Origin of the sequence: Streptomyces sp. YIM 98790, assembly GCF_011421595.1 — a bacterium.
Taxonomy (GTDB): Bacteria; Actinomycetota; Actinomycetes; order Streptomycetales; family Streptomycetaceae; genus Streptomyces.
This window is the reverse complement of the sequence record NZ_WTLH01000006.1, coordinates 28,325-53,043: the sequence shown is the minus strand read 5'-3', so window position 1 is coordinate 53,043 and position 24,719 is coordinate 28,325. Positions and strand designations below refer to the sequence as shown.

The window sequence follows — 24,719 nt, the reverse complement described above, 5'->3', positions numbered from 1 at the left end:
GCAGGCTGCACCGGAAATCAGCGACCGGTCCCGGCCTCGGTCTCCGCCGACCGGCCGTCCATGCAGCGGTGCAGCCAGTCCGCCGCGGCCAGGAAATCCGCATCCGTGGTCCCCGACTCCAGCGTGGGCCGCACGCCGTCCGCCCGCGGATAGGAACCGAGGAAACGCACCGAGGCGCACATCCGCTTCAAACCCATCAGCGCCTCCCCGACCCGCCGGTCGGTGAGATGCCCCTCGCAGTCCACCTGGAAGCAGTAGCGCCCGATGCCCTCGCCGGTGGGCCGCGATTCGATGCGCATCAGGTTCACCCCGCACGCCATGTACTCCTGGAGCAGTTCCAGCAGCGCGCCCGGGCGGTCCGACCGCAGCCACAGCACCACCGAGGTCTTGTCCGCGCCGGTCCGGGCCGCGGGCCGGGCCGGCCGGCCCACCAGCACGAACCGGGTGGTGGCGTTCGGCGCGTCGTGGATGTCGCTGAACAGCGGCTCCAGCCCGTACTTGGGCGCCGCGAACTCCCCGGCGAAGGCCGCGTCGTACCGGCCCTCCTGCACCAGCCGCGCGCCGTCCGCATTGGAGGCCGCCGACTCCCACTGGGCGTCCGGCAGGTGCGACTGGAGCCAGCGCCGCACCTGGGCCTGCGCCACCGGGTGGCCGGTCACCGTCTTGACCTGGTCGAGGGTGGTGCCCGGCCGGACCAGCAGCGAAAAGGTGATCGGCAGCAGCACCTCGCGGTAGATCATCAGCGGCTGCCCGGAGGCCAGCTCGTCCACGGTGGCGAGCACCCCGCCCTCCACCGAGTTCTCGATCGGCACCAGGGCCGCCGCCGCCTCGCCCTGCCGCACCGCGTCCAGCGCGGCCGGGACCGAGACCATGGGGACCAGCTCCCGGGTGGCCGCCTCCGGCAGCGTGCGCAGCGCGGCTTCGGTGAACGTGCCCTCGGGACCGAGATAGGCGTAACGGCTGGACGTCATGGAGCCCACGGTAAACCCGGCGCCACCGCCGGACGTGTCCGGTCTCACCTTTCGAACCCCTCCAGCAGTTGCTGACCGACCCAGCCTCCCTCGGGTGCGCCGGGCGGGACGGCGAAGACGGCGGACGCCTCGTGGCGGATGAAGGCGGAGAGCGCGTCGCCGCGGTCCAGCTTGCGCTGCACCGGGACGAAGGCCCGGCGCGGGTCCGCCTGCCAGCAGACGAACAGCAGGCCGGCGTCCGGGGCGCCGTCGTCGCGGAAGCCGTCGTGGTACGAGAAGCCGCGGCGCAGCATGGTGGCGCCGCCGTTGCTCTCCGGGGCCGACACCCGGACGTGGGCGTTGGCGGCGATCACCGGGCGGCCGTCCGCGCCGGTGGCCGCCAGATCGACCGGTGTGGTCTCGGTGCCGCCGGTGAGCGGCGCGCCGTCCGCCTTGCGCCGGCCTATGACGCGCTCCTGCGCGTCCAGCGGCTGCTGCTCCCAGGTGTCCAGCAGCATCCGGATGCGGCGGAACACGGCGTAGGAGCCGCCCGCCATCCAGCCCGGGTGGTCGCCGTCCGCGCCGCCGTCCGCGCCGCCGCCCGCTGCGGGCACGAAGATGTGGGAGCCGAAGTCCGGGTCCTGCGGGCGGGGATTGTTGGTGCCGTCGATCTGGCCCATCAGATTGCGGGCGGTGGCCGGGCGGGCGGCGGCGCCGGGCGTCCGGTTGAAGCCGGACTGCTGCCAGCGCAGCCGGACGGTCTCCCCGGCCGCTCCGGTTGCCCCGGCGTCGCGCTGCAGGGCGCGCAGTGCGTGGAAGGCCACCAGGCCGTCGTCCGCGCCGATCTGCACCCACAGGTCGCCGTCCGAGCGGTCCGGGTCCAGTTCGTCGGCGGAGAACGGGGGCAGCGGGTCCAGGGCGGGCGGCCGGGCGGCCGTCAGGCCGGTGGCGTCGAAGAAGCCGGCGCCGAAGCCGAAGGTGAGGGTGAGCGAGGACGGCCCGGCGTCCAGGGCGATGCCGGTGTCCTGCTCCGGGGTGCGGCCGTCCATCAGGGTGCGGGCCGTGTCGGACCAGCGGCGCAGCAGTGCGGCGGCCTGCTGCCGTCCGGCGCCGGGGGCCAGGTCGAAGGCGGCCAGCAGGCCGTGGCTCTGGGCCGGGGTGAGGATGCCGGGCTGGTGCGGGCCGTGGAAGGGGATGCGGGTGGCGCCCACCTCGGTGAGCGGGGTGGGCGTGGCGGCGGTGGCGCGGGCGGCGAGGGCGCCGGAGGCGGCGCCGAGCGCGAGTCCGGCGCCGCCGGCGGTGGCGGTGGCGGTGCCGAGCAGCCTGCGGCGGCTGAGGCCGCCGGCGGGCTCGGCCCGGTCCGGGGTGTCTGCGGTGCTGCGGGTGTCGGGCATGTGTGTCGACCGGGGGGTGCGGGCGGATGGGCGGATACGGGGCCGGCGGGCGTCAGCCCAGCGGGAAGGTCACCGTCACGGTGACCTGGTCGATCTCCGAGGTGCGGATGGTGAGGTCGAGGTCCCATTCTCCGGGACGCGGCAGGACGAGGTCCTCGACGGTCCAGGTCTCGGGGCCGGCGGTGAGGGTGCGCCGGGCGTCGTGGCGCAGCGGGCCGAGCTCCTCGGCGGGGAGGGTGAAGGTGGCGCGCACCTCTTCCACCCGCAGCGGTTCGCCCTGCTCGTCGGTGAGGGCGACGCGCAGGGTGTTGTCCCCGGCGGCGGCGGAGTCCAGTTCGATCAGGGCGTTGCCGGAGCCGTCCGGGCCTCCGGTGTCGAAGTACGCCCAGTAGCTGAGGGAGAGTTCCGCCACCGGTGAGTCGCCGCTGCCGTCCCCGGGCCGGCCTGTGGCGGCCGGGGGAGCGTCGTCCGCGCCGCCGGTCTCGGTGCGGGCGGGCGCGGTGCCGGTGAGCACGGTGGTGACGGCCAGCACCATCACGGCGATGAACGCCTCGGTGCGGACGGAGCGGCGCAGGGCGGCGCGGACCGGGTCGGCGGCGAGCGCCTTGCGGCGCCGGGCCTGGCGGACGGCGGCCTGCTGCCGGGCGAGCTGGACGGCTCGCTCCGGAGTGACGGCCGCCTCCGGCGGAACCGCCGCGGGGTCTCCGGCGTCTTCGGCGTCTTCGGCGTCTTCGGCGTCTCCGGGGTCCTCCGGGTCTTCGGTGTCCGTGGTGTCCGATGCGTCCGTGGCTTCCACGGTGTCCTCGGGGGCGTCCGAGGGCCCGGAGGGCTCCGGCGCGGAGGCCGGGAGGGCCAGGCGGCCCGTCCAGCGGCGGGACAGCCAGGCGACCCCGAGCAGCAGTCCCACCAGCGCGGTCTTGAGCAGCAGCAGCGCGCCGTACTCCGTCTCCGTCAGCCCTTCCCAGCTCCGGACCTGCCGCCAGGCCTGGTAGAGGCCGGTGACCGCCAGGGCCAGCACACTGCCGAAGGCCAGGGCGGAGAAGCGGCGCACCGTCTCCCGTGGCACCGGCCGCTCCCGGTACAGCAGGAGCAGCAGGGTGGCGAGCCCGCCCAGCCAGACCGCGACGGCCAGCAGATGGACCAGGTCGGCCGGGACGGCCAGGGCCCGCTGCGGCCCGGTGGCGGCGTGCTCGGACAGCGACCAGGTGGCGGCGAGGCCGATGGCCACGATGCCGCCGCCGGTCACCAGCCCGAACCGCAGGTCCCGTCGGCGCGCGGCGGTGTCGTCGTCCTCGTCCGGCTTCCCCGGGCCGGGGCCGGGCGGGCGCAGCCGGGCGTAACTGCCGAAGAGGACGGCGATGAACAGCCCGGCCGCGGCGAGCAGGATCAGCCGGGAGGCCAGCGCGGTGCCGGTCCTGCTCTCCAGCACCGCCTGCAGCCCGCTGAGGCTGAAGGCGTCGGCCGGCGTGCCGCCGGTGACATAGGGGTGGCGCAGCCACAGCAGGGCGATGGTGGCGGCGGTGAGCGTGCCCCAGCCGGTGACCACCAGGCGCTGCACCGCCCGTGTCCGGGCCGCGGCCGGCCAGCAGCACAGCACGAACACGCTGCCGCCGACCAGCAGCAGGAAGCCGGTGTAGGCGGCGTAGCGCCCGGTGTCGTACAGCAGGCCGACGACACCGCCGCCGGGTTCGGCGAGCTGCACATCGGCCGTCTTCTCCGAGGGGGCGCCCAGCGAGAAGGTGAAGGCTCCGGAGATGGGGTGGCCGTCGGCGGAGACCACCTGCCAGACCACGGTGTAGGTGCCGTCGCCCAGGCCCTCGTCGAGCGGGACGGCGTAGGTGAAGCCGTCACCGGGGACCCGGCCCGGCGCCGCGCCGGGGTCGGCCCGGTTGCCGTCCGGGTCCAGGACCCGGACCGAGCCGGCCGAGAGCGCCACCTCCTCGGTGAAGGTGAGCCGGACCTCGGGGGGTGCCTCGGGCACCACGGCCCCGTCCTCCGGGTCGCTGCCGCTCAGCGAGGCGTGCGCGGCGGCGGCCGGTGCGCCGAGCAGCAGTACGGCGGCGGCGGCGAGCGCCGTCAGCAGAACGCGCGGGGCCGTGGCGAGGGAGCGCATGCTGTCTCCGTTCGGTTCACTGGTCAGTGGTCGCCGTGACCGCTCTCACCGCTCCTGCCGCTCTCGTCGCCGCCACCGCCGCCACCGCGCTGACCGGGGTCCGCGGCGTCCGCGCCGGGGCCGGTGCCGTTCCCGGTGTGGGTGGCGGCCATGACCGGGACGTCCACGGTGAGCGGGTCCGAGGTCCGGAAGTGCAGTTCGAGGGTGACGCTGTCTCCCTCGGTGAGCGTGCCGGTCAGTTCGATGAGCATCAAGTGGTCGCCGCCGCGCCGCAGTTCCAGCGTTCCGCCGGCAGGCACCGGGAAGGAGTCGACCTGCCGCATGGCGCTGTCCTCGGTCGTGTGCAGCTCGACCGAGGCCGCCGCCGGTGTGGTGACGGACACCAGGGTGTCGTCGGTGTCCCCGGTGTTCTCCACGGTGAGGAAGCCGCCCGCCAGGTCGTCGTTGACCGGCTGCGGGATGAACGCCTCCACCACCGCCAGCTCCGGCCCGCCGCCGTCCGTGCCCTCCGTGGCTTCCGGGCTTTCCCCGCCGCCGCAGGCGGTGGCGGCGAGCGTGCCGGCCAGGGCCAGCGCCGCGAGCGCCGTCCCGGTGCGGCGCCTCATGGCAGCTCCCCCTCGACCAGCTTGGGCAGGTCCCGCTCGAAGGTCTCCGCGGTCACGCCCTCGGTGTAGATGACGTGCGCCCGGTTGTCGGTCGGCAAGAAGGCGATCACCTGGGCGCCGTGCGTGGAGACGATGTCACCGTTGTCGTCCGCATAGGGCTCCTCCAGGGCCACGCCCAGGCTTCGGGCGGTCTCCTGGATGGTGGCGAAGTCGCCGGTCAGGCCGATGAAGTCCTCGTCCTGGGCGGCCAGCCATGCGCCCAGGGACTCGGGGGTGTCCCGCTCCGGATCCGAGGTGATCATGATCACCCGCAGCTTGTCGCGCTGCTCCGGCGAGAGCTCATAGGCGCCGAGCGCGATATTGCTCATGGTGAGCGGACAGATGTCGGGGCAGTGGGTGTAGCCGAAGTAGATCAGGGTGGCGTGGCCGTCGGTCTCGGCCGCCAGGTCGAAGGGCTCGCCGCGGGTGTCGGTGAGGACCACATCGGGCTTCTCCCAGGGTTGGCTGAGCACGGTGCCCTCGTCCGGCGCATGGCCGCCGGAGACCTCGGCCACGGGCTCGTCGCCGTGGTCGCCGTGCCCGCCGTCCGAGGATTCCGAGGACGATCCGCAGGCGGCGAGCAGCAGGGCGGTGGCGGCGGCGGTCAGGGTCATGCCGACGCGACGGTGGTTCATGGTGGTTCTCTCTGTGGTGCGGAAGGGCTGGCGAGGGGTCGGGCGCCGGGTGGGGCGGGGCGGCGGACGGCCGCCCCGCCCCACCCGGTGGTGCGGTCCGGGGACGGTCCGGGTCAGGAGCCGGCCGTGGTCCGTCCGCGGCGGGCGGTGAGCAGGGCCAGCGTGACGCCCGCCGCGCCCACCAGCAGGCCGAGGACGGCCAGGACGCGGGCGGCGGTGTCGGCGGAGTCCGGGGCCGCCGAGGACGTCGCGCTGCCGGTGTCGCCGCCCGGTGCGGAGTCCTCCTCCGCCTGGACGGCGGTCCCGCCCTCGCCGCTCTCGCCATTCTCGGCGTTCTCGGCGTTCTCGGCGTCGGCCGGGGCGGAGCCGTGGCCCTCCTCCGCCGCGGGGGCCAGGGTGAGGACGGCGGCCGGGTGCTCGGCGTCTTCCGCCGGTTCGTCGATCCAGCGCACGACCTCGTCATTGTCGTAGGTCTGGATCGCCTTGAAGGTGAGCTGCCCGGCGTCCTCCGGGAGGCGGCCCAGCGAGACCGGGAACTGCTGGAACATCCCGGGCCGGATCTCACCGCCGCGCCAGGTGATCTTTCTGGGGGCCTCGGTGATCTCGTTGCCGTGCACCTCCAGCGGTTCCTCCAGCTCGGTGATCTCGACGTCGATCTCCCAGCCCGGCACCGGCTGCGGCATGGCGGAGGCCACCGGGTGGTCCGGGTCGAGGAACAGTTCGATCTTGATGGTGGAGGCGTTGTCCCGTTCGTTGGGCACCTTCACATTGACGGTGCTGTAGCCGCCGGCCGGGACCTCCTTGGGGTCGACGGTGACATGGGCGGACGCCGGGGTGGCGACGGCCAGCAGGGCGGCGGAGGCGCAGGCGGCCACCACGGCGGCGGCCCGGAAGCGCGTCAGGGTACGGCTCATGACAGGAATCACTCCACGGTGCTGTCGGATGGGGGTGTGCACGGCGAAGCGGCACCCCCGCCCGGCCGCCCGGTTCCGTCCGGCCGTCCGGTGAGATGTGACGCGCTACGCCGCGAGAGCGAGCCGGGCAACCGGATGCCCGGGCTCGCGGTGGGGTGGTTCCACGTGAAACGGCGGACCGCGCCGGGTCACCGCCTCCGCCAGCAGAGATGTCCCGGCGGGGCAGCGGGTGCCGGCCCGGCGGCGCGGCCGGCCGGCCACCGGCTCGGGGAGCGGCCCGGCCATGCCCAGCGTGCGCGCCAGCGTCAGCGCCACCTTCAGCGGGCGCGGCAGCGGCAGCGGCGCCCGGGTGCATGCGGAGCGGGAGAGCCGGAGCAGCCGCCACAGCGCGGCCTCGCCCCGGCGCAGCAGCCAGCCCGCCGCCAGGGCGGCGAGGAGGTGGCCCAGCAGCATGGGGGCGTCGGCCAGCTCCCGGAGCTCCTGGAGTATCCGGTCCAGCAGGTGAGCCGGGCCTGCCGCGGAGGCCGCCGCCGTGCCGGGCGGCAGGGGCGTCAGCCCCGCGTCGCGCAGTACTTGCTCGGCCTCGGCCGTGGTCAGGGGGGCGGCGTGGTCGGCGCAGAGCAGCCGGGCGGCCAGGGCCAGTGCGCCCTGGGCGGGTCCCGCGGGCTGTTGCCCGTGTGCCGCGGTGCCGTCCACGGCGTGTCCGCCGTCCGGGCGGCCGAGGGCGAACAGGCAGTGCAGCAGGATCTGGCAGACGGCCAGCAGCCCGGCCATGGCCGGGAGCGAGCCGCGTTCCCGGCCCGCCAGCGGTGCGGTGACCGCCAGCACGGCCAGCCAGCCGGCCAGCAGGGCGGCGGGGGCCACGCCGGGCCCGGCACTGAGGTGTCCGGCCGCGGCGAGCGCGACACAGGCCGCGGCGAAGACCGCGGCCCGCAGCAGGCGCAGATCTACGGCGGCAGGCATGGCGGCGCCATCATCTCATCGCGTCCGGGAGGAGGGGAGGACGGGATGCGTTCCTATCGAATCCGCACAAAAGTGCGCCCCCTCCCACCTCTTTCGCCCCTGTTATATCGAGTTTCACCTCGCGCACATCCGCCGATCGAGCGGTGTTCGGACGGTCACGTGCTTACCCGGCGTTCGCTCGGCAATACCTAGGAGTATGTCGAGCCGTGGCAAACGGGTGCCGCGCGGCTGGAGACCGGTCTCCAAGGGATCTCGAAGGGATGCGGTATGAGCATCTGGTGGTCTCTCCATCTGCGGCGGGAGGCTGCCAGCGTCCCGCTCGCCCGGCGGCTGCTGCTCGGTGCCATGCGCACCGCAGGCGTGGAGGACAGCGTCTCCTACGAACTCTCCGTCGCCCTCTCCGAGGCGTGTTCCAACGCGGTGCTGCACGGCGGTGGCGGCCGTTCCGACAGCTTCCGGGTGACCGCCGCCATCAGCGGCGACATCTGCCGCATCGAGGTCACCGACTCCGGTCCCGGGTTCCCGGCCGGGGTGCGTGCCTCCGGTACGCGGCCGGCGGCCGCCGTGGCCGTCCGGGAACAGGATCAGGAGCACGGCCGCGGCCTGGGGCTGATCGAGGCGCTGGCCGACCGGGTCCGGTTCCGCAATCAGCCCGGTGACGCGGGCGGTGCCGTGGTGTCCATCGACAAGATCCTCACCTGGCGCGAAGACGCCCTGCTGCACGCCTCGTGAAGCGGACGCCGTCCCGGCCTTCCGCCCGCTGAACTGGGCACCGGCCCGCGGCCGGACCGGGGAGTGATTTTTGTCACCTCCGGTGAAATGTCCGAATTGGTCTACGGTGGGGTTAATCGGCGTGTGACCCCGTACACGTCGGCTCAGCCAGAGCAGGTAACCCCATGAGCGATCCCTGGACCAGCTCCCCGCTGAAGGCCCGTGCCCACGACCGTTTCGTGCACTTCGGACGCGAACCGTCGGAGGACGAGATGCGGGCGGCGATCCGAGCCTCCTGGAAACGGTCGAAAAACCTCGGTGTCAGCCAGGAGCAGCTGATCGTCCCGGCCGATACCGGCCTGGACCCGGAGCCACGGCTGCTGCGGGCAGCCCGGCCCGCGCTGACCGAACTCCGCGACCGGCTGGCGGACGAGCCGGTGACCATCCTGCTGACCGACGCCCATGCGCGGATCGTGGCCCGGCGCGGCTGCTCCGCCATGCTGGAGCTGCAGGAGGAGCAGAACCTGGTGGTGGGCGCGAGCTGCGCCGAGCGTCACCTGGGCACCAACAGCATCAACATGTGCCTGTCCACCCGCTCGCCCTTCGTGGTGGTCGGCGAGGAGCACTACTTCCACACCTTCCAGGCCCTGGCCTGCATCGGATCACCGATCCGCGATCCGCTCAGCGGCGTGGTGCAGGGCGTGGTCAACCTCTCCATGCTGCGTGAGTCCGCCCATCCCCGGATGGCGGTGGCCCTGGAGCGCACGGCGAGCCGGATCGAGCACCGGCTGCTGGAGCTGAGCACCGCGCGGGAGCGCGCGCTGGCCGCCGAGTTCCTGACCCTGCGCGGGCACGGCAGCGGCACGCTGGTGCCGGCCGCGGCCTCCGGCACCGGCGCGCCCCCCGCGTTCTCCGGCCGTTCGCTGGCCTCCCTCTCCGCGCTCCCCCTCTCGGCCGAGGACCAGGACCTGCTGCTGGAGCGGGCCAGCGAGATGATCGCGGCCGAGGACGTCACCTGGGCGGAGGTCCCGCTCAGCCATGGCGGCCGGGCCGTCCTGCACCGGCGGGTGGTGCGGAACGCGCATGCCGAGGGCGCGGCGGTCGAGGTCAGCGTGCGGCGCGGTGCCCGGCACGACGGCCCGGCACCTCCCCGGACCGCCCCGGCCTCCGGGGACTCTGCGGCCTCTGCGGCCTCTGCGGCCTCCCCGCTCTCCCCGGCCCCCTCCGCCCCCGCGGCCGATGCGGACGGCGCGGTGCACGCCGCGGCGCTGCCGTCCGCGGTGCTCCCGCCGGCCGTGGTCGGCCCCCGCCCCTCCGACGGCACCGCGGCCGGATCACGGCCCGGCGGTGTGGACCGCTGGCTGCTGATGGTGGGCGAGCCCGGGGTGAGCAGCGTGGCGGTGGCCGCCCGGCGGCGGCTGTCGCTGCTGAACGAGGCCAGCCGCCGGATAGGCAGCACGCTGGACATGGAGCACACCGCCCGCGAACTGGCGGAGATCGCCGTGCCGCGGCTGGCCGACCTGGTGGTGGTCGATCTGCTGGGCCGGGTCGCCGAGGGCGAGGAACCGTATCCCGGCACGGCGGCACCCGGCTCGTCGCTGGTGCGGCTGGCCTCGGCCGCCCGCCCCGGTCTGCCGCCGGTGACCGCCCCGCCCGGCGACCGGGCGGCGCCCTTCCGCTGGCCGGAGCACGCGGCCCAGACCCGGGCCCTGGCCCAGGGCCGCTCGGTCCGCGAACCGGTGCTGGCCACCGCCTCCGCCGACGATCCCGCGGACCCGGCGGCGCGGCTGGGCCCCGGCGGCCACCTGGTGCTGGCGGTGCCGCTGACCGCCCGGGGCGTGGTGCTGGGCGTGGCCGGGTTCTACCGCTCCGGCGGCTCCGAGCCCTTCGAGGCGGACGACCTCACCCTGGCCGAGGAGCTGGCCGCCCGCACGGCGACCTGCCTGGACAATGCCCGCCGCTACGCCCGCGAGCGGGCCGCCTCGCTCACCCTCCAGCACAGCCTGCTGCCCTGCGCGCTGCCCGGTCTCTCCGCGGTGCAGACCGCGCACCGCTACTTCCCGGCCGACGAGACCACCGACGTCGGCGGCGACTGGTACGACGTCATCCCGCTCTCCGGCTCCCGGGTGGCCCTGGTGGTCGGAGACGTGGTCGGCCATGGCCTGCACGCCGCCGCCACCATGGGACGGCTGCGCACCGCCGTGCACACCCTGGCCGATCTCGACCTGCCGCCCGAGGAGGTGCTCGCCCATCTCGACGAGCTGGTCAGCCGCTCCTCGGCGGACCACGCCGGACGGGAGGACCCGGCCAGCGGCGCGACCTGCCTGTATGCCGTCTACGACCCGGTGTCGCGCACCTGCACCGCCGCCCGGGCCGGGCATCCGCCGCCCGCCGTGGCGGAACCCGGCGGCGGTCCGGCCCGCCTGCTGGACGTCCCGGCCGGCCTGCCGCTCGGCCTGGGCGGCCTCTTCCCGTACGCCGCCACCGAGACCGTGCTCCCGGAGGGCAGCGTGCTGGCCCTCTACTCGGACGGCCTGTCCACCGCCCGCGCGGCGCGCGGCGTGCAGGGCGCGGAGCGGCGGACGGACGACGACCGGCTGGAGGTTCTGTTCCACGCCCTGTCCCGGGCCGCCCGGTCCCCCGACGCCTCGCTGGAGCTGGTCTGCGACAAGGTCACCGGCATGGCGCTGACCGAGGGCGCCGCCGACGACCTGACCCTGCTGCTGGCCCGCACCCGGGCGCTGTCCGCCGACCGGGTCGCCGACTGGGCGCTGCCGCCGGACCCGGCCGTGGTGCACGACGCCCGCGACCTGGTGCGGCAGCGGCTCGCGGGCTGGGGACTGGCCGGACTGTCCGGCGCCACCGAGCTGGTGGTCAGCGAGCTGGTCACCAATGCCATCCGGTACGGCGGGGGCGGGCCGGTCGGGCTGCGGCTGATCCGGGACACCTCGCTGATCTGCGAGGTGTCCGACCGGAGCAACTCGGCGCCGCGCATCCGGCGGGCCGGCACCAGCGAGGAGGGCGGGCGCGGGCTGTTCCTGGTCGCCCGGTTCTGCCGCACCTGGGGCACCCGCTACACCCCGCGCGGCAAGACCGTCTGGGCCGAACAGCCGCTGGACGCCGCAGGCCCCGCCCCGTCCGCCGCCGACGACGAGGAGACCCTGCTCTCCCTCTACGCCGACCTCTGATTCCCGGACCGGACCCCGAGCCGGACCCCGAGCCGGACCGGTGGCCGGGCCGGAGACGGGGCGGCGGCCGTGGTGCGGCGTGGCGGAGGAGAGGTATATGCGCAGAGGGTAACTTTGCCAGCACACCGTGTGAGGGGTGTGGTCCGGGGCCGCGCCCCGCACGTCCGGACCCGAGGAGCTGGTGATGTACCGACGACTGCTGACCGCGGCGAGCCTGACGACGGCCGTGTCCCTGATGCCGGGAGCGGCGCCGGCCGCCGGAACCGGCGGCGGCCTGCAGGAGGTGCGGGAGGCCACGGCCACGTACCGGAATGTCTGGGGCGCGCTCGCCGACGGCTATGAACTGGCCTCGCCCTGTGTGCCGGGCATGGGCTTCCACTTCCTCAGGTCGGTCGCCGCGGACCAGAGCGAGCTGGAGCCCACCGAGCCGAACGTCCTCCTCTACGCCCCGCTGCCGGACGGCAAGCTGCGCCTGGTGGCGGTGGAGTACGCCTCGTACGAGCCGGCCTCGCTGCTCGGCCGGACCTTCGACCCGCCCAGTGCCGAGGTGCCGTTCCACAGCCTGCACGCCTGGGTGTGGAGGGAGAATCCGGACGGAGTCTTCACCGCGGAGAACCCGGAGGTCTCCTGCGACGTCTGAGCCGTTGTGCCGCGCCGCGGCGAAACCGGTAGCGCTTCGCCCGCCCGTGTCCACAGGTTCCGCCGCAACGGTTGCACCGCGACGGTGGTAGCTGGGACTGTTCGGGGTAGGTGTGCAACGGTTCCGCCGCGGGGCGGAGGCCCGGTCACGTGACCAGGGCAAAGGCTGCACAGATGCACATGAATGAAGGAGTGTGAGCGCCGGCATGGTGTTCAAACGGCTGCTCGGTGCGCTCGGGGTGGGCGCTCCCAAGGTGGACACGATTCTCGCGCCGGGCGCGGTCTACCCCGGCGGGACCCTCACCGGTGAGGTCCATATGCTCGGCGGTACCGCGAGCTTCGACATCCAGCAGGTCTCGCTGGAGTTCGCGGGCCGGGTGGAGATCGAGACGGAGGACTACGAGGGGCACCGCCTGGTCGGCTTCGACAAGGTCGCGGTGGGCGGCGCCTTCCGGCTCGCGGAGGGCGAGCAGCGGTCCATCCCGTTCCAGATCGCCGTTCCGTGGGAGACACCGGTGACCGAGATGTACGGGCGTCAGCTCGGCATCGGGCTCGGGGTCCGGACGGAGCTCGCCGTGGCGAACGCGGTGGACGCGGGCGACATGGACCCGATCTCGGTGCTGCCGCTGCCCTCGCAGGAGGGCGTGCTGGACGCGCTCTCCCGGCTGGGCTTCATCTTCAAGGCGGCCGACCTGGAGATGGGCCGCATCCGCGGCACCAGCCAGCAGCTGCCGTTCTACCAGGAGATCGAGATGGCGCCCGGGCCGCAGTACCAGGGGGTCATGAACGAGATCGAGGTCACCTTCCTGGCCAACCCGGGCGGGCTGGAGGTCATCCTGGAGGCCGACAAGCGCGGCGGGCTGTTCCGCTCCGGTGGTGACGTGATCCACCGCTACACCGTGCCGCACGAGGCGCCCGGCCAGCGCGACTGGGTGTCCGAGGTGGACGGCTGGATCCGCGCCATGGTCGACCGGCGCGGCGGCTTCTGAGACCGGGCGGCCCGGGGCGGGCGCGGTCAGCCGCGCCCCGGGCCGCCGGGCCCGCCGGGCCCGCCCCGCCCGCCGTCCCCCGGGGACCGCGGAGGCAGGGCCGCCCGCAGCCGGGCGGCGGCGTCCTCCGGCGGCACGGGGGTGATGGACATCTCGGTGCCCAGCTCGAAGCCCGCGCCCGCCGCGGTGCGCGGCACCAGGGTGAGCTGCCAGGAGTACCAGGGCACACCCTCCTCGCCGTCCGGGGCGTTGGCCAGCACGTAGTTGTAGGAGACCGGGCCGAGCACGGAGAGCACGGCGGTGACCGTGCGGCGCAGCAGGGAGGCGGTCTCGGCCAGTTCCCGGTCGTCGGCGTCGGCGAAGGACGCGGCCGGGCGGCGCGGCAGAATCCAGGTCTCGTACGGGCCGCGCCCCGCGTAGGGCACCAGGGCGACGGCGTGCCCGCCGACCGCCACCAGTCTCCGTCCGTCGGCCAGCTCGGCGTCCAGCACGTCGGCGTACAGGCTCGAGCCGTGCCGTTCGAAGTGGTCCCGGGCGGTCTCCAGCAGCCGCCTCCGGCTGGGCGGGACCAGCGGCAGGGCGATGATCTGCGAGTGCGGGTGCGGCATGGACGTACCGGCCGCGGGCCCGTGGTTGCGGAACGGCACCACCAGGCCGGGGTGGCGGCGGGCGCGCAGCGCGCGGGTGCGGTCGCGGCAGGCGCGCAGCACATCGGCCACGGCGTCGTCGTCGCCGTCCGGGATGTCCCAGCCGTGGCTGCGGGACTCGATCACCACCTCGTGGCTGCCCGTCCCCGCCGCGGCCCGGAACAGCCGGCGTCCCGCCGGCTCTCCCGGCCCGGGGTCCTGCGGGCCGTCCGGCTCCGCCGTCGGCGCGGCCGGCGCGGCCGTCGGCTCCGGCCCGGGGACCAGCACCGGGTAGCGGTTGCGCACCACGCGGACCTTCCAGTCGCCTGCCTCGTCGGCCAGCCGCCACAGCTCCTCCGGGGTACTGGACTCGTGGCCGGGGCAGAACGGGCACTGCGGACCGTCGGCCGGCGCGTCGCCCGGGTGCGGGCGCCGGGCCCGCTCCGGGGCGAGGATCACCCAGTTGCGGGAGAACGGATCACGGCGCAGCTCGGGCACGGCGGGCGCTCCCTTCCGGCGGGCGGGTCAGGCGCCGCCGCGGCCGCCCGCCGCGGCCGGGGCGCGCAGGAACGGCTCCGGGTCCGCGCTGAACTGCCCGGCGCAGGACTCCGAGCAGAAGAAGAAGGTCCTGCCCTCGTGCTCCCTGCGGTGCGGGGTGCCTCCCTCGACGCGCATGCCGCACACCGGGTCGCGCCGCTCGCCCGCGGTGCCCGAGGCCGCGCCCGCCAGGGCCGCCGGGGCGGGGGGCCGGCCGCCCAGCAGATCGCCGACCAGCCGCAGTTCGTCGGCGAGCAGCCGGGGCAGCAGGAACCGCCCCCGGACCAGCTCGGTGCCCTCGGAGGCCAGCGACCTGGCCGACGCCCGGTCGCCCAGGAACCGCAGCACGGCCTCGGCGCACCCCTCCACCGAGTCCACCAGGCGCCCGCCCACTCCGTCGCCGAGCTGGAGCGGTATCCCGCCGGCCCGCCCGGCCACCACCGGGGTGCCCTTCCACAGCGCCTCGGACACCACCAGGCCGAAGCCCTCCCGGATGGACTTCTGGATCACCACGTCCGCGTGCCGCTGGAAGGCGTTGACCTCGATGTTTCCCACGCCGGTGAGGTTGGTGAAGAGGAACATGTCCGGGTCGTCGGCGTCGGACACGCTGATCTCCCGGTAGACCTCCCAGCCCTCCGGGTCGTCCAGCGCCATCGAGCCCACCAGCGCGAGCTGCACCTCGGGAATCTCCCGTTTGACGATCCGGTAGGCGGCGATGACGCCCAGCGGGTCCTTCCAGCGGTCGAACCGGGAGACCTGCACCAGCAGCGGGCGCCCGGTGTCCACCCCGATCCAGTCCAGCACCCCCTTGGCCAGGGAGCGGTCGATCGGCATGTTCTTCGGGCTGAGCGGGTCGATGGCCGGCGGGATGATCTCCACCCGGCCGACCGGCACCCGCGGCGGCACGAACGCGCCCAGGGTGAACACCGCGGCGTCGAACTCGGCCAGGTAGGGGCTGAGCCGTTCCCAGACCGTGGAGTTGGGCGCGGAGCTGTCGATGTGGCAGCGCCACACCCAGCGGGCGCCGCCGCGCCCGCGCAGCAGGGGCAGCGCGAGCGGCTGCGGGTCGTGCACGATCACCACGTCGTACTCGTCCCGCAGGAACGAGGCGACCCGGGCCGAGGTCTCCCGGTAGACGTTCCAGTCCTTCTCCTGCAGGCCCCGGGGGTCGCCCTGGAGGGCGTTGTGGATGCCCTTGGTGATCCTGAAGAATCCGTTCTCCTCGCCGGGGCTGATGGTCTTCCAGTCCACCGCCAGTCCCAGGTCCCGCAGCAGCGGCACCTCGGAGCGCAGAATCTCGGCGACACCGCCGCCGTAGGGGGTGGCGTTGACATGCAGGACCCGGGCCCCCCGCAGCGGCTCGGCCAGGGTGCGCAGTGCCTGCACCACCTCGTCACCGACGCAGGCGCGGTACGAGTCCAGGTTCTGGCGTCCCACATCAACCCCTTGCAGCATCGGCCCCACCGTCCCTTCAGCCCGCTGATCGCCCGGCCGTCCGTGTCGGTGCGCAGGTGTGCGTGCACGCCCGGTACTCCACGGCTCCACGCGGGTACCCCGGCGCGCAGCGGCTGAACGGCCCGCCGGTGCGGGGGCCGGGCGGCCTACCGGTCCGGGCCGGAGAGGGCCGTCTCCAGGCTGGTCTCCGGCGGCCCCGGGAACCGTGCGGAGGGAGTGAAGAACGCCTCGAACGCGGCCTTGGCCGCGCCGGGCACCTCGCGCAGCGAGCCGTAGAGCCAGATGCTGTCGCGCGGCTCGCGCACGGCCACGCCCCAGGCGTCGATGCCGGCCGCCCGGCACAGCGCGAGGGCGCGTCGGATGTGGTAGTCCTGCGAGACCAGCAGGGCCCGGCGGACGCCGAACACGTCGTGCGCGCGGGCGCAGGAGTCCCAGGTGTCGAATCCGGCGTAGTCGGCGACGATGCGGTCTGCCGGGACGCCCCGGCCGGTGAGGTAGTCGCGCATGGCGTCCGGCTCGTTGTAGCCGTGCACGCTGTTGTCCCCGGTGACCAGCAGGGCCCGCACCTTCCCGTCGTGGTAGAGCCGGGCCGCGGCGTCCAGCCGGTGGGCCAGGTAGGGGGAGGGCTCGCCGTCCCACAGTCCGGCGCCGAAGACGACGGCCACCGGGGCGGCCGGGGCGTCGGCCGGGGTGCGGATGCGCTGGCCGTCGGTGGTGGCGAACAGCCAGGCGGACGGCAGCAGCGCCAGCGAGCAGACGAGCACCGCCAGCCGCAGGGCCCGGCGCCGGCCCCGTCGCGTACGGGGCAGCCGCGGACGCAGCCGGCGGAGCCAGGTGCCGCGCGCCACGCCACGCGGTACGTCACGCGGTACGGAACGGGCCCGGCCGAGGATCACCATGCCTGATACACGTGCCGGGCGCACGGGGAGTTCCTGACCGGCCCGCCCCGGCCCGCGCCCGCCTGCCTCGGGCCGGCCCGGCACGGCCCGCCCGGCCCGGCCCCCGGCTCAGGCCAGCCGGGCGACCAGCCGCAGCGGCATGCGGCGCAGCAGGAAGCCCAGCGGCACCCAGGGCCAGGCCGGCACCCGGGCGTCAGCCCGTTCCCGCTCGATGGCCCGGACCATCGAGCGCACCCCTTTCTCCAGCGGCACCATCAGCGGGGTGCGGGCGGCACGTTCACTCAGGTCGGTGGCGATGTAGCCGGGGTGCACGGCGGAGACCCGGACGGGCGTGCCGGTGGCGAGCATCTCCGCCCGGATGCCTTCGGCCAGCGCGGACAGGCCGGCCTTGGTCGCGGCATAGGTGGTGGAACTGCGCGGCAGGCCGCGCAGCGCGCTGACGGAGGAGATGACCACCAGGTGGCCGGACCGGTGCTCCCGGAAGTGCTCCATGGCCGCCTCGCACTGGGCCAGCGCGGCGGTGAAGTTGGTCTCGGCGGTCTGCAGATTGGCGCGGAAACCGCCGGTGCCGATGGGCCTGCCCTTGCCCAGCCCGGCGTTGACGATCACCCGGTCCAGCCGTCCGCCGAGGTCGCCGGCGAGGGCGCGGAACGTCTCGAAGACCGCCGGGTGGTCGTTCACGTCCAGGGCGCGCACGGCCACGGTGATGCCGGGGCGGGCGGCCAGCAGTTCGGCGCGCAGCGCCTGGAGCCGGTCGGTGCGGCGGGCGCAGAGCGCCAGATTGCGGCCGCGGGCGGCGAACTCCCGGGCCATCTGTTCACCGAGGCCGGAACTCGCGCCGGTGATGAGGATGTTGCGGCGTTCGCTCAACGGCTGCACCTTCCGTGCGGGTCGTGCGGGGCGTGCGGGGCGTGCGGGGAACCGGGGCCGGAGGGCCGCCGCCCCGCAGAACTGATTACTGAGCGGTAGCCCAGCGCGCATGCTAGCGCCGCGGACCCGCCGCCGTCTCCCCCGCCCTGCGGCTGTGCAGGTGCACAGGGTGGCCGGCGTCCTGCTGGGCAGCGGTCCCGTCCGCCCGGCCTGCGGCGCGGCATCCGCCTAACCTTCCTGACCATGGCGAGCGACGGGACGGATCACGCCGGTCAGCGGCTGCGCACGGCGCTGGCCACCGCGCTGCTGAGACGTCTCGACACGCTCGCGGCCCGGGTGGTCGCGGACATCCACGCGCACAGCACGCTCTACGCCGCCGGGCATCCGGTGAGCACCGAGGATCTGCACGAGACGGTCCGGCAGAACCTGCTGCACTCCCTCCGGGAACTGGGCGACATGCCCGCCGACAGCCGCGGCGACTTCGAGGCCGCCGCCCGCGAGACCGGACGCCGCCGCGCCGTGCAGCAGGTCCCGCTGGAGACCGTGCTGCGCGCCTACCGGCGGGGCGGCCGGGTGGTCTGGGAAGCCATCACCGAGCTGCTGCGCGAGTGGTCCGTCGAGCCCGGGCACCGCGCGCTGGACGTGGCCGGCGTGGTCTGGGAGACCATCGACACCTACTCCTCCGCCATGAGCGAGTCCTACCGGCTCACCCAGCTCGAACTGCACCAGCAGGAGGACACCCGGCGCGGTGCCCTGTTCGAGGCGCTGCTGGACGGGCGGGGCGCCGACCCGACGGTCGCCAAGGCGGCGGCGGCCGTGCTCGGCATCCCGGAGCAGGACCGCTTCGTGGTGGTGGCCGCGGCCCAGGACCCGGCCGCGCCCACCGATCCGGCGCCCGCGCTGGAGGCGCACGGCGTGTGGTCGTTCTGGCGGCCCCGGGCCGCCGGCCGGCTGCCCGGCCCGCCCGCCTGGGGGGTCAACGCCGGGCTGATCCGGCTCGGCGGCCTCGACCCGGACCAGCTCTCCGGCATCCTGCGGGACCGGCTGGGCGCCACTGCCGGGATCTCCCCGGTCATCCTGCGGCTCGCCCAGGCGGACGGGGCGCTGCGGCTGGCCGAACGCGCGCTGCGCACCCTGCCCCCGGAGGGCGGCGAGGTGGCCGCGCTGGACGAACGGCTGCCCGAGGCGCTGCTGTGCGAACAGCCGGACACGGCGGAACGCCTGGTGGACCGCTACCTCGGCGGGGTGCTGCGCAGCACCTCGGAGCGGCGGGTGCTGCTCGACACGCTGCGGGTGTGGCTGGACACCGGCGGCTCCGCCACCGCCTCGGCGTCCCGGCTGTACTGCCACCGCAACACCGTGCTCAACCGGGTGGCCAGGATCTCCGAACTCACCGGCCGGGCCGCCGACTCGGGGGAGACCCGCCTCGGCTGGGCCCTGGCCCTGCGGGCCCTGCCCCTGCTGCCCCGTGCGCTGCCCCCGGCGGCGGTCCCGGCCCGGACGGAGCCGCACCCGCCGGCCCCGGCCCGCCGCCCGTCCCGCTCCCGCCCCGAATCCGCCTGACTCCCCTTTCTCTCTTTTCTCCCCTTTTTTCCTTTCTCCCCTTCCTCCGGCGCCGCGCTTCCGCGTGCTGCCGCCCGCCCGGTGAGCACGCCGGGCCGGCGCTCAGCCCCTCGCGGGGACCGGTGCCGTGCCGGTGCGCCCGCGGCTCCGGGGACCGGCCAGCCCGGCGGTCACGCCCAGACCGACCAGAGCGGCACCCGCCAGATCCGCCGCGGTGGGCGCCCCCGTGCCCAGCAGCCAGGCCGCGGCCACCGCACTCGCCGGTGCCACCCCCGCGCACAGCCCCGCGCGGTCCGCGCCCAGCCGGGCCACCGCCGCGTACCAGAGGACGAACGCCAGGGCCGTCACCGCCACCGACAGATAGACGAAGGAGGCGAACTGACCCGCCGTCGGCATCGGCAGCGCGCCGCGCCCGTCGAACGCCAGCGCCGCGCCCAGCAGCAGCGGCACCGACAGCACCGAGGCGTACGCCGACACCCGCAGCGGCCCGTAGCGCGGCAGCAGCGGCAGGGCCGCCAGGGAGAACGCCACCTCACCGGCGAGTGCGCCCAGCGCCCAGGCCAGTCCGGCCGGGCTGCCGCCGCCCAGCCCCTGGGTCAGCGCCACACCGCCCGAGACCACCAGGGCGGCCGCCACCAGACGGGGCCGCGGCGCCCGCCGCCGCAGCAGCGGGTCCAGCACCGCCAGCACCACCGGCAGCCCGCCGATCACCGCCCCCACGCTGGCCGGATCGGCATGGCGCACCGCCTGCACGTAGCAGACGTTGAACCCCGCCAGGCCGGTGGCGGCCACCACCGTGAGCCGGGCCAGTTCCCTTCCGGTGGGCCGCAGATGCCCGATGCGCCGCAGCCGCAGCAGGAGCAGCAGCACGGCCGCCGCCCCGGCGTAGCGCAGCGCCTGGCCGCCCAGCGCCGGATACTCCGCGATCCCGGCCAGCACCGCCGCCGAACTCCCGGCCAGTGCCATTGCCCCGACCCCGTACACCGCCCCCTGCCGCACCGGCTGTTCGGCCACTTCCGGTTCCCTTCCGTACCCCGGGGCGACGGCACCGCCGCCCGCTTCCGGGCCCAGTAGAGCCGTGCGGCGTCCCGCCGGGCAGACCACTTGGCGGCGGATCGGGAGGACCAGTTGCGGGCGGGCATGAAGTGAACCCAACCGGCTTATTCTTCGCATTAATCAGGCTAATCATCAATGACACGTGTCCCACACGTTCCCCAGATGACCGGATGCCGGTACTTTCCCCTCCACTGCGTCCGCAACCCGGACGCGATGTGTCGTTCAACTGTCCCCGCCGTATTCCTCGGAAGGACCTGCCCCTGTGGGAATCCGTGTGACACGACCGCCGATGAGGTCCCGCGGTGCGCTGGCGGCGATCGCCGTGCTCGCCGTGGCCACCCCCGCTCTGGTGACCTCCACCGCCGCCCATGCCGACACCGGCACCGTCACCACCACCGCCGCATCCGCCGCCCACCACAAGAAGGACAAGGACAAGGGGCGGCAGCTGGCCCGGAAGCTGGTGAAGCGCACCAGCGCCGAGAACACCATGCGCCACCTGTACGCATGGCAGGCGATGGCCGACGAGCACGGCGGCAACCGCGCCGCCGGCGCGCCCGGTCACGATGCCTCCGCCGAGTACGCCGGCCGGCTGCTGGAGGCCGCCGGCTACGACGTCACCTACCAGTACTTCGACTTCGAGTACCGCGAGACCCTCGCCGAGTCCCTGCGACAGCTCACCCCGGCCGAACGGGACATCGAGATCATCGCCATGTCCTACACCGCCAGCACCCCGGTCGGCGGCATCGAGGGCCAACTGGCCGCCACCCCCGTCGACGAGGACGACACCAACGGCTGCGAGCCCGAGGACTTCGCGGACGGCGACTTCACCGGCCGCATCGCACTGATCAAGCGCGGCGGCTGCACCTTCGCCCTCAAGCAGCAGAACGCCGCCGCGGCCGGCGCGGTGGCCGCCATCGTCTACAACAACACCGAGGGCCCGCTCAACGGCACCCTGGGCGGCCCGGAGGAGACCGCGCTGCCCACCGGTGGCATCACCCAGGAGGAGGGCGAGGCGCTCGCCGCCGGCCTGGCCGAGGGCGAGGTCACGGTGGCGCTGGAGCTGCGCGAACTCCGCGAGACCCGCACCACCCCCAACGTCATCGCCGAGACCCCCGGCGGTGACCCGGACAACGTGGTGATGGTCGGCGCCCACCTGGACTCCGTGCCGGAGGGCCCGGGGATCAACGACAACGCCTCCGGCTCCGGCGGCGTGCTGGAGACCGCCCTCCAGCTCGCCAAGGCCGACCGGCACGGCAAGGCGCCCAACAAGGTGCGCTTCGCGCTCTGGTCGGCCGAGGAGTTCGGCCTGCTCGGCGCCGAGCACTACGTGTCCGAGCTGACCGAGGAGGAGCGCGAGGCCATCGCCCTCTACCTCAACTTCGACATGATCGCCTCGCCCAACTACGGCATCTTCGTCTACGACGGCGACGGCTCCGAGGGCCAGTCCGACCCCGGCCCGGAGGGATCGGCCCAGATCGAGTACGCCATCAACACCTTCCTGGACGGCAAGGGCAAGCACCCGCGTCCGACCGCGTTCAGCGGACGCAGCGACTACGGACCGTTCATCGAGGTGGGCATCCCCTCCGGCGGCACCTTCACCGGCGCCGAGGGTCTCAAGACCGAGGCCCAGGTCGAACTGTGGGGCGGCGAGGCCGGAGTGGCCTACGACGTCTGCTACCACGCCGAGTGCGATGACATCGACAACATCAACATGGCCGCGTTCGAGACCAATGTCGACGTGATCGCGTACCTGGTGGGGATCTACGCCTGGAGCACCGACTCGCTGGGCCAGGAGGTGCCGGCCGCCGGACCGGCCGATCCGGAGACCGCCGCCCAGGGCGGCCTCCACGACGGCCACGGCCACGCCGACGCCGCCTGACCCCGGTCCCTGACCATCGCCGGGTGACCGCTCGCCGGGTGCGTGGGGCGTACGCTCCGCGCACCCGGCGCACGCCGCCGGCGCGTCAGGTCGCGATACCGGCCGCCCCGCCGGAGAGCTCCCGATCAGTCCGTCCGCTTGATCCCCGCATGCCCCCGGATGCGAAGATCGCGTCCTCGGCGCAAGGCTGCGGGAGAAGGCACCCGACCGGTAGGCTCTCACTGTGATCTTCAAGCGCATCGGAAATGGGCGGCCGTACCCTGACCATGGCCGGGAGACGTCCCGGCAGTGGGCAGACGTCGCACCGCGGCCTGTGCGCCTGGACCAGCTCGTGACCACCAAGGGGCAGCTCGACCTGGAAACCCTGCTCGCCGAGGATTCCACCTTCTACGGCGATCTCTTCGCCCATGTCGTGAAGTGGCGGGGTGACCTGTACCTGGAGGACGGGCTGCACCGGGCGGTGCGTGCCGCGCTCCAGCAGCGACAGGTACTGCACGCCCGCGTCCTCGAACTCGACTGACCCCGCAGCTTCCGCACGTTCCCGCATCACCCGCGGCCACCGCCACGTTCCCGCAGGCCCCGGAACGGCCCGGCCGGCCGCCCAGAGCACGGAACGATCAAGTCTCTGCCCCGTTTGGGCTGCATCTCCCACTTTCAGCTGATCATCTCGTAGGCGGGACCGCGGTACGCCACTACGCTGCGCCCATGAGCATGCTGACCCCGCCGGGCATGGGCGGGAAGTACCGCATCACGGGCAACCGCTATCCGCGGATGGTCCAGCCCAAGCGGCGCGGCCGGAAGGTGCTGGCCGTGTTCGGCACGCTGGTGGTGCTCGCCGGCCTGGGCTTCGGCACGCTCCAGCTCACCGGCATCCTCGGCTTCGGCGACTCCGGGAAGCCGGCCGAGGCCGGAGAGCGCGACGGCAACGGCAGCCCCGGGAACACGAGCTGCCCGGCCGGACAGGACGATGCCAAGCCGGCCGCGCCGCCCGAGCCGGAGACCATCACGGTGAACGTCTACAACGCCACCACCCGCTCCGGCCTGGCCCAGTCCACCGCCGACGCCCTGGCCGAGCGGGGCTTCGTCATCGGCGTGGTGGACAACGCCCCCGCCGACCTGGACGGCAAGGTGCGGGCCGCCGGGCTGCTGGTGGGCTCGGCGCAGGCGGAGGACAAGGGCGTGCTGGCCGTGCTCGGCGCCCATCTGGCCGAGCCGGAGACCAGAGTGGGCGAGCCGCTGGTGCCGCCCTCGGCCACCGGGGAGCCGGCCGCCGGGGAGCCGGCCGCCGGGGACGGCCCCTTGGCAGTGGACCTCGTGCTCGGGAACGCCTTCGAGGAACTGGCCCCGCCGGCCCAGGCCGATGCCGTGATCACCGCGCTGGCCGCCGAGGCCGAGAAGGCCGCCACCGGCTGCTGACCCGCGCCGGGGCAGCCGGTGCCATCCGGGCGCGGCCGGCACACGCGCCCCGGAACCGCCCCGGGGCGTGGCCGCAGCGCCCCGGGCCGCCCCGCAGCCCGTCCGCGCCGGCCCCCGGCCCGGGGCGCTCAGACCACCCCGTACATCCGGTCCCCGGCATCGCCGAGACCCGGCACGATGAAACCGTGCTCGTTCAGCCGCTCGTCGACGGCCGCGGTCACCACCGTGACCGGCGCGCCGGCCAGATCGCGCTCCAGCACCTCCACCCCCTCCGGCGCCGCCAGCAGACACACCGCGGTCACGTCGTCCGCCCCGCGCCGCATCAGCTCGCGGATGGCGGTCACCAGCGTGCCGCCGGTGGCCAGCATCGGGTCCAGCACATACACCTGCCGCCCGGAGAGGTCCTCCGGCAGCCGGTTGGCGTAGGTCGAGGCCTGGAGGGTGGACTCGTCCCGGATCATGCCCAGGAAGCCGACCTCGGCGGTGGGCAGCAGCCGGACCATGCCGTCCAGCATGCCCAGCCCGGCCCGGATGATCGGCACCACCATGGGGCGCGGCCGGGACAGCCGTACCCCCGTGGTCCCCGCCACCGGGGTGCGGATGTCCACCACCTCGGTGCGGACGTCCCGGGTGGCCTCGTAGGCCAGCAGAGTCACCAGTTCATCGGCCAGCCGCCGGAAGGTGGGGGAGTCGGTGCGCTCATCGCGCAGCGTGGTCAGCTTGTGCGCCACCAGCGGGTGGTCGACGACATGGATGCGCATGCTCCGACAGTAGCGAACAGCTCCGGCACCCCGGCGGCGTGCGGGTCTGTGCGTCCGTGCCAGGGGCGGCAGCCGGGCGGCGCACACCGCTGGACGCGGTCGCACAGCGGGGCGAGAGTAGACGAAGAGGCTGGTGAAGCAGCCGCGTGCAGGAGGCGAAGAAGAGACGCGGGGAGGAAGGAGGGTTCACGGGCATGCCGCGTCCCGGCCATCCCGAGGAACCGGATGCCGCCCGCCGGCGCCGCCGCGCCGAGTTCCTCCGCGAGCTCCAGGAGGCCCAGGCGCTGCGCGACCGGGTGCAGCCGCGCCGGGCCCGGATCGCCCGGCTGCGGCAGCACCACCGGATGCGCACTTTCCGCTGGACGGCTCCTGGGCAATCCTGAGCAACGCCCCTGAATACCCTGGTGACGGCGCGCCGCGGGCGTGCCCGGCCGGGAGATCTCCGCACGCAGGCCGCGGGGGCGCCCGGCGCAGAAATGAAGCTTTGAGTTACCCGACAGGACTGGCCTTTTCTGTC

22 protein-coding genes are annotated in these 24,719 nt (G+C 74.5%); 9 read left to right on the top strand and 13 right to left on the bottom strand.

Going from position 1 to position 24,719, the window contains the following annotated elements:
• Window positions 1-17 precede the first annotated feature (17 nt).
• The 7 genes from pheA to GQS09_RS02205 all read right to left on the bottom strand — a co-directional run bounded on the left by pheA (window position 18) and on the right by GQS09_RS02205 (window position 7,613).
• Window positions 18-971: a prephenate dehydratase gene (gene pheA, locus GQS09_RS02235; protein ID WP_165984244.1), complete on the bottom strand. Its 954-nt coding sequence runs from the start codon at window positions 969-971 to the stop codon at window positions 18-20.
• A gap of 44 nt (window positions 972-1,015) precedes the next feature.
• Window positions 1,016-2,344 (bottom strand): iron uptake transporter deferrochelatase/peroxidase subunit, encoded by a 1,329-nt coding sequence (gene efeB / locus GQS09_RS02230; protein WP_165984243.1) that lies wholly within the window; start codon window positions 2,342-2,344, stop codon window positions 1,016-1,018.
• A 52-nt stretch (window positions 2,345-2,396) separates the two neighbouring features.
• Window positions 2,397-4,457, bottom strand: a complete 2,061-nt coding sequence (locus GQS09_RS02225; RefSeq protein ID WP_165984242.1) for a copper resistance protein CopC — start codon at window positions 4,455-4,457, stop codon at window positions 2,397-2,399.
• A gap of 23 nt (window positions 4,458-4,480) precedes the next feature.
• The gene (locus GQS09_RS02220; protein WP_165984241.1) at window positions 4,481-5,062 is read right to left on the bottom strand and encodes a copper chaperone PCu(A)C; all 582 of its coding nucleotides are present in this window, start codon (window positions 5,060-5,062) and stop codon (window positions 4,481-4,483) included.
• Window positions 5,059-5,736, bottom strand: a complete 678-nt coding sequence (locus GQS09_RS02215; protein ID WP_165984240.1) for an SCO family protein — start codon at window positions 5,734-5,736, stop codon at window positions 5,059-5,061. Before GQS09_RS02215 ends, GQS09_RS02220 begins: the two co-directional genes overlap by 4 nt.
• A 113-nt stretch (window positions 5,737-5,849) precedes the next feature.
• The gene (locus GQS09_RS02210; protein ID WP_165984239.1) at window positions 5,850-6,650 is read right to left on the bottom strand and encodes a YcnI family protein; all 801 of its coding nucleotides are present in this window, start codon (window positions 6,648-6,650) and stop codon (window positions 5,850-5,852) included.
• Between the two features lie 105 nt (window positions 6,651-6,755).
• The gene (locus tag GQS09_RS02205) at window positions 6,756-7,613 is read right to left on the bottom strand and encodes a hypothetical protein (RefSeq protein WP_207957370.1); all 858 of its coding nucleotides are present in this window, start codon (window positions 7,611-7,613) and stop codon (window positions 6,756-6,758) included.
• A 267-nt stretch (window positions 7,614-7,880) separates the two neighbouring features.
• Here GQS09_RS02205 and GQS09_RS02200 point away from each other — a divergent pair, with 267 nt between their 5' ends.
• The 4 genes from GQS09_RS02200 to GQS09_RS02185 all read left to right on the top strand — a co-directional run bounded on the left by GQS09_RS02200 (window position 7,881) and on the right by GQS09_RS02185 (window position 13,140).
• Window positions 7,881-8,345 carry an ATP-binding protein gene (locus GQS09_RS02200; protein WP_165984238.1) on the top strand — a complete coding sequence of 155 codons (465 nt, stop codon included), beginning with the start codon at window positions 7,881-7,883 and terminating at the stop codon, window positions 8,343-8,345.
• Between the two features lie 164 nt (window positions 8,346-8,509).
• Entirely contained in the window at window positions 8,510-11,512 is a 3,003-nt protein-coding gene (locus tag GQS09_RS02195) for a SpoIIE family protein phosphatase (protein ID WP_165984237.1), read from the top strand.
• A 184-nt stretch (window positions 11,513-11,696) separates the two neighbouring features.
• Window positions 11,697-12,152, top strand: coding sequence for a hypothetical protein (locus tag GQS09_RS02190; protein ID WP_165984236.1), 456 nt, complete (start codon window positions 11,697-11,699; stop codon window positions 12,150-12,152).
• A gap of 193 nt (window positions 12,153-12,345) precedes the next feature.
• Entirely contained in the window at window positions 12,346-13,140 is a 795-nt protein-coding gene (locus GQS09_RS02185; RefSeq protein ID WP_313895955.1) for a sporulation protein, read from the top strand.
• A 26-nt stretch (window positions 13,141-13,166) separates the two neighbouring features.
• On the opposite strand, the gene GQS09_RS02180 is transcribed toward GQS09_RS02185, so the two are convergent.
• From GQS09_RS02180 to GQS09_RS02165, 4 genes are all read right to left on the bottom strand, one after another.
• Window positions 13,167-14,264 carry a galactose-1-phosphate uridylyltransferase gene (locus GQS09_RS02180; RefSeq protein WP_165984235.1) on the bottom strand — a complete coding sequence of 366 codons (1,098 nt, stop codon included), beginning with the start codon at window positions 14,262-14,264 and terminating at the stop codon, window positions 13,167-13,169.
• A gap of 27 nt (window positions 14,265-14,291) precedes the next feature.
• Window positions 14,292-15,740: a glycosyltransferase gene (locus GQS09_RS30565; protein WP_207957369.1), complete on the bottom strand. Its 1,449-nt coding sequence runs from the start codon at window positions 15,738-15,740 to the stop codon at window positions 14,292-14,294.
• A gap of 164 nt (window positions 15,741-15,904) precedes the next feature.
• Window positions 15,905-16,606, bottom strand: a complete 702-nt coding sequence (locus GQS09_RS02170) for an ElyC/SanA/YdcF family protein (RefSeq protein WP_313895953.1) — start codon at window positions 16,604-16,606, stop codon at window positions 15,905-15,907.
• Between the two features lie 159 nt (window positions 16,607-16,765).
• Entirely contained in the window at window positions 16,766-17,536 is a 771-nt protein-coding gene (locus GQS09_RS02165; protein ID WP_313895952.1) for an SDR family oxidoreductase, read from the bottom strand.
• Window positions 17,537-17,770: 234 nt separating this feature from the next.
• Between GQS09_RS02165 and GQS09_RS02160 the strand changes: the two genes are divergently transcribed.
• Window positions 17,771-19,090, top strand: a complete 1,320-nt coding sequence (locus GQS09_RS02160; protein WP_165984232.1) for a CdaR family transcriptional regulator — start codon at window positions 17,771-17,773, stop codon at window positions 19,088-19,090.
• 102 nt (window positions 19,091-19,192) lie between these two features.
• On the opposite strand, the gene GQS09_RS02155 is transcribed toward GQS09_RS02160, so the two are convergent.
• A complete protein-coding gene (locus GQS09_RS02155; protein ID WP_207957367.1) occupies window positions 19,193-20,104 on the bottom strand; it encodes a DMT family transporter in 912 nt (303 codons plus the stop codon).
• A gap of 331 nt (window positions 20,105-20,435) precedes the next feature.
• On the opposite strand from GQS09_RS02155, the gene GQS09_RS02150 reads away from it, so the two are divergent.
• The 3 genes from GQS09_RS02150 to GQS09_RS02140 all read left to right on the top strand — a co-directional run bounded on the left by GQS09_RS02150 (window position 20,436) and on the right by GQS09_RS02140 (window position 23,441).
• Complete coding sequence (locus tag GQS09_RS02150; RefSeq protein WP_207957366.1) at window positions 20,436-22,025, top strand: M28 family metallopeptidase; 1,590 nt, start codon at window positions 20,436-20,438, stop codon at window positions 22,023-22,025.
• Window positions 22,026-22,248: 223 nt separating this feature from the next.
• Window positions 22,249-22,545 carry a type II toxin-antitoxin system VapB family antitoxin gene (locus GQS09_RS02145; RefSeq protein ID WP_165984230.1) on the top strand — a complete coding sequence of 99 codons (297 nt, stop codon included), beginning with the start codon at window positions 22,249-22,251 and terminating at the stop codon, window positions 22,543-22,545.
• 185 nt (window positions 22,546-22,730) lie between these two features.
• The gene (locus GQS09_RS02140) at window positions 22,731-23,441 is read left to right on the top strand and encodes a LytR C-terminal domain-containing protein (protein WP_165984229.1); all 711 of its coding nucleotides are present in this window, start codon (window positions 22,731-22,733) and stop codon (window positions 23,439-23,441) included.
• Between the two features lie 128 nt (window positions 23,442-23,569).
• On the opposite strand, the gene upp is transcribed toward GQS09_RS02140, so the two are convergent.
• Window positions 23,570-24,202, bottom strand: a complete 633-nt coding sequence (upp, locus tag GQS09_RS02135; protein ID WP_165984228.1) for a uracil phosphoribosyltransferase — start codon at window positions 24,200-24,202, stop codon at window positions 23,570-23,572.
• 194 nt (window positions 24,203-24,396) lie between these two features.
• Here upp and GQS09_RS02130 point away from each other — a divergent pair, with 194 nt between their 5' ends.
• Window positions 24,397-24,585, top strand: coding sequence for a hypothetical protein (locus GQS09_RS02130; RefSeq protein ID WP_165984227.1), 189 nt, complete (start codon window positions 24,397-24,399; stop codon window positions 24,583-24,585).
• Window positions 24,586-24,719: the final 134 nt, after the last annotated feature.

Bases quoted from the DNA above. Each gene is read 5' to 3' on its own strand.
- efeB (WP_165984243.1), bottom strand. From the start codon at position 2,344: ATGCCCGACACCCGCAGCACCGCAGACACCCCGGACCGGGCCGAGCCC.
- GQS09_RS02160 (WP_165984232.1), top strand. From the start codon at position 17,771: ATGGCGAGCGACGGGACGGATCACGCCGGTCAGCGGCTGCGCACGGCG.
- GQS09_RS02220 (WP_165984241.1), bottom strand. From the start codon at position 5,062: ATGAGGCGCCGCACCGGGACGGCGCTCGCGGCGCTGGCCCTGGCCGGC.
- GQS09_RS02205 (WP_207957370.1), bottom strand. From the start codon at position 7,613: ATGCCTGCCGCCGTAGATCTGCGCCTGCTGCGGGCCGCGGTCTTCGCC.
- GQS09_RS02190 (WP_165984236.1), top strand. From the start codon at position 11,697: ATGTACCGACGACTGCTGACCGCGGCGAGCCTGACGACGGCCGTGTCC.
- GQS09_RS02150 (WP_207957366.1), top strand. From the start codon at position 20,436: ATGAGGTCCCGCGGTGCGCTGGCGGCGATCGCCGTGCTCGCCGTGGCC.
- pheA (WP_165984244.1), bottom strand. From the start codon at position 971: ATGACGTCCAGCCGTTACGCCTATCTCGGTCCCGAGGGCACGTTCACC.
- GQS09_RS02215 (WP_165984240.1), bottom strand. From the start codon at position 5,736: ATGAACCACCGTCGCGTCGGCATGACCCTGACCGCCGCCGCCACCGCC.
- GQS09_RS02225 (WP_165984242.1), bottom strand. From the start codon at position 4,457: ATGCGCTCCCTCGCCACGGCCCCGCGCGTTCTGCTGACGGCGCTCGCC.
- upp (WP_165984228.1), bottom strand. From the start codon at position 24,202: ATGCGCATCCATGTCGTCGACCACCCGCTGGTGGCGCACAAGCTGACC.
- GQS09_RS02195 (WP_165984237.1), top strand. From the start codon at position 8,510: ATGAGCGATCCCTGGACCAGCTCCCCGCTGAAGGCCCGTGCCCACGAC.
- GQS09_RS02210 (WP_165984239.1), bottom strand. From the start codon at position 6,650: ATGAGCCGTACCCTGACGCGCTTCCGGGCCGCCGCCGTGGTGGCCGCC.
- GQS09_RS02130 (WP_165984227.1), top strand. From the start codon at position 24,397: ATGCCGCGTCCCGGCCATCCCGAGGAACCGGATGCCGCCCGCCGGCGC.
- GQS09_RS02140 (WP_165984229.1), top strand. From the start codon at position 22,731: ATGAGCATGCTGACCCCGCCGGGCATGGGCGGGAAGTACCGCATCACG.
- GQS09_RS02200 (WP_165984238.1), top strand. From the start codon at position 7,881: ATGAGCATCTGGTGGTCTCTCCATCTGCGGCGGGAGGCTGCCAGCGTC.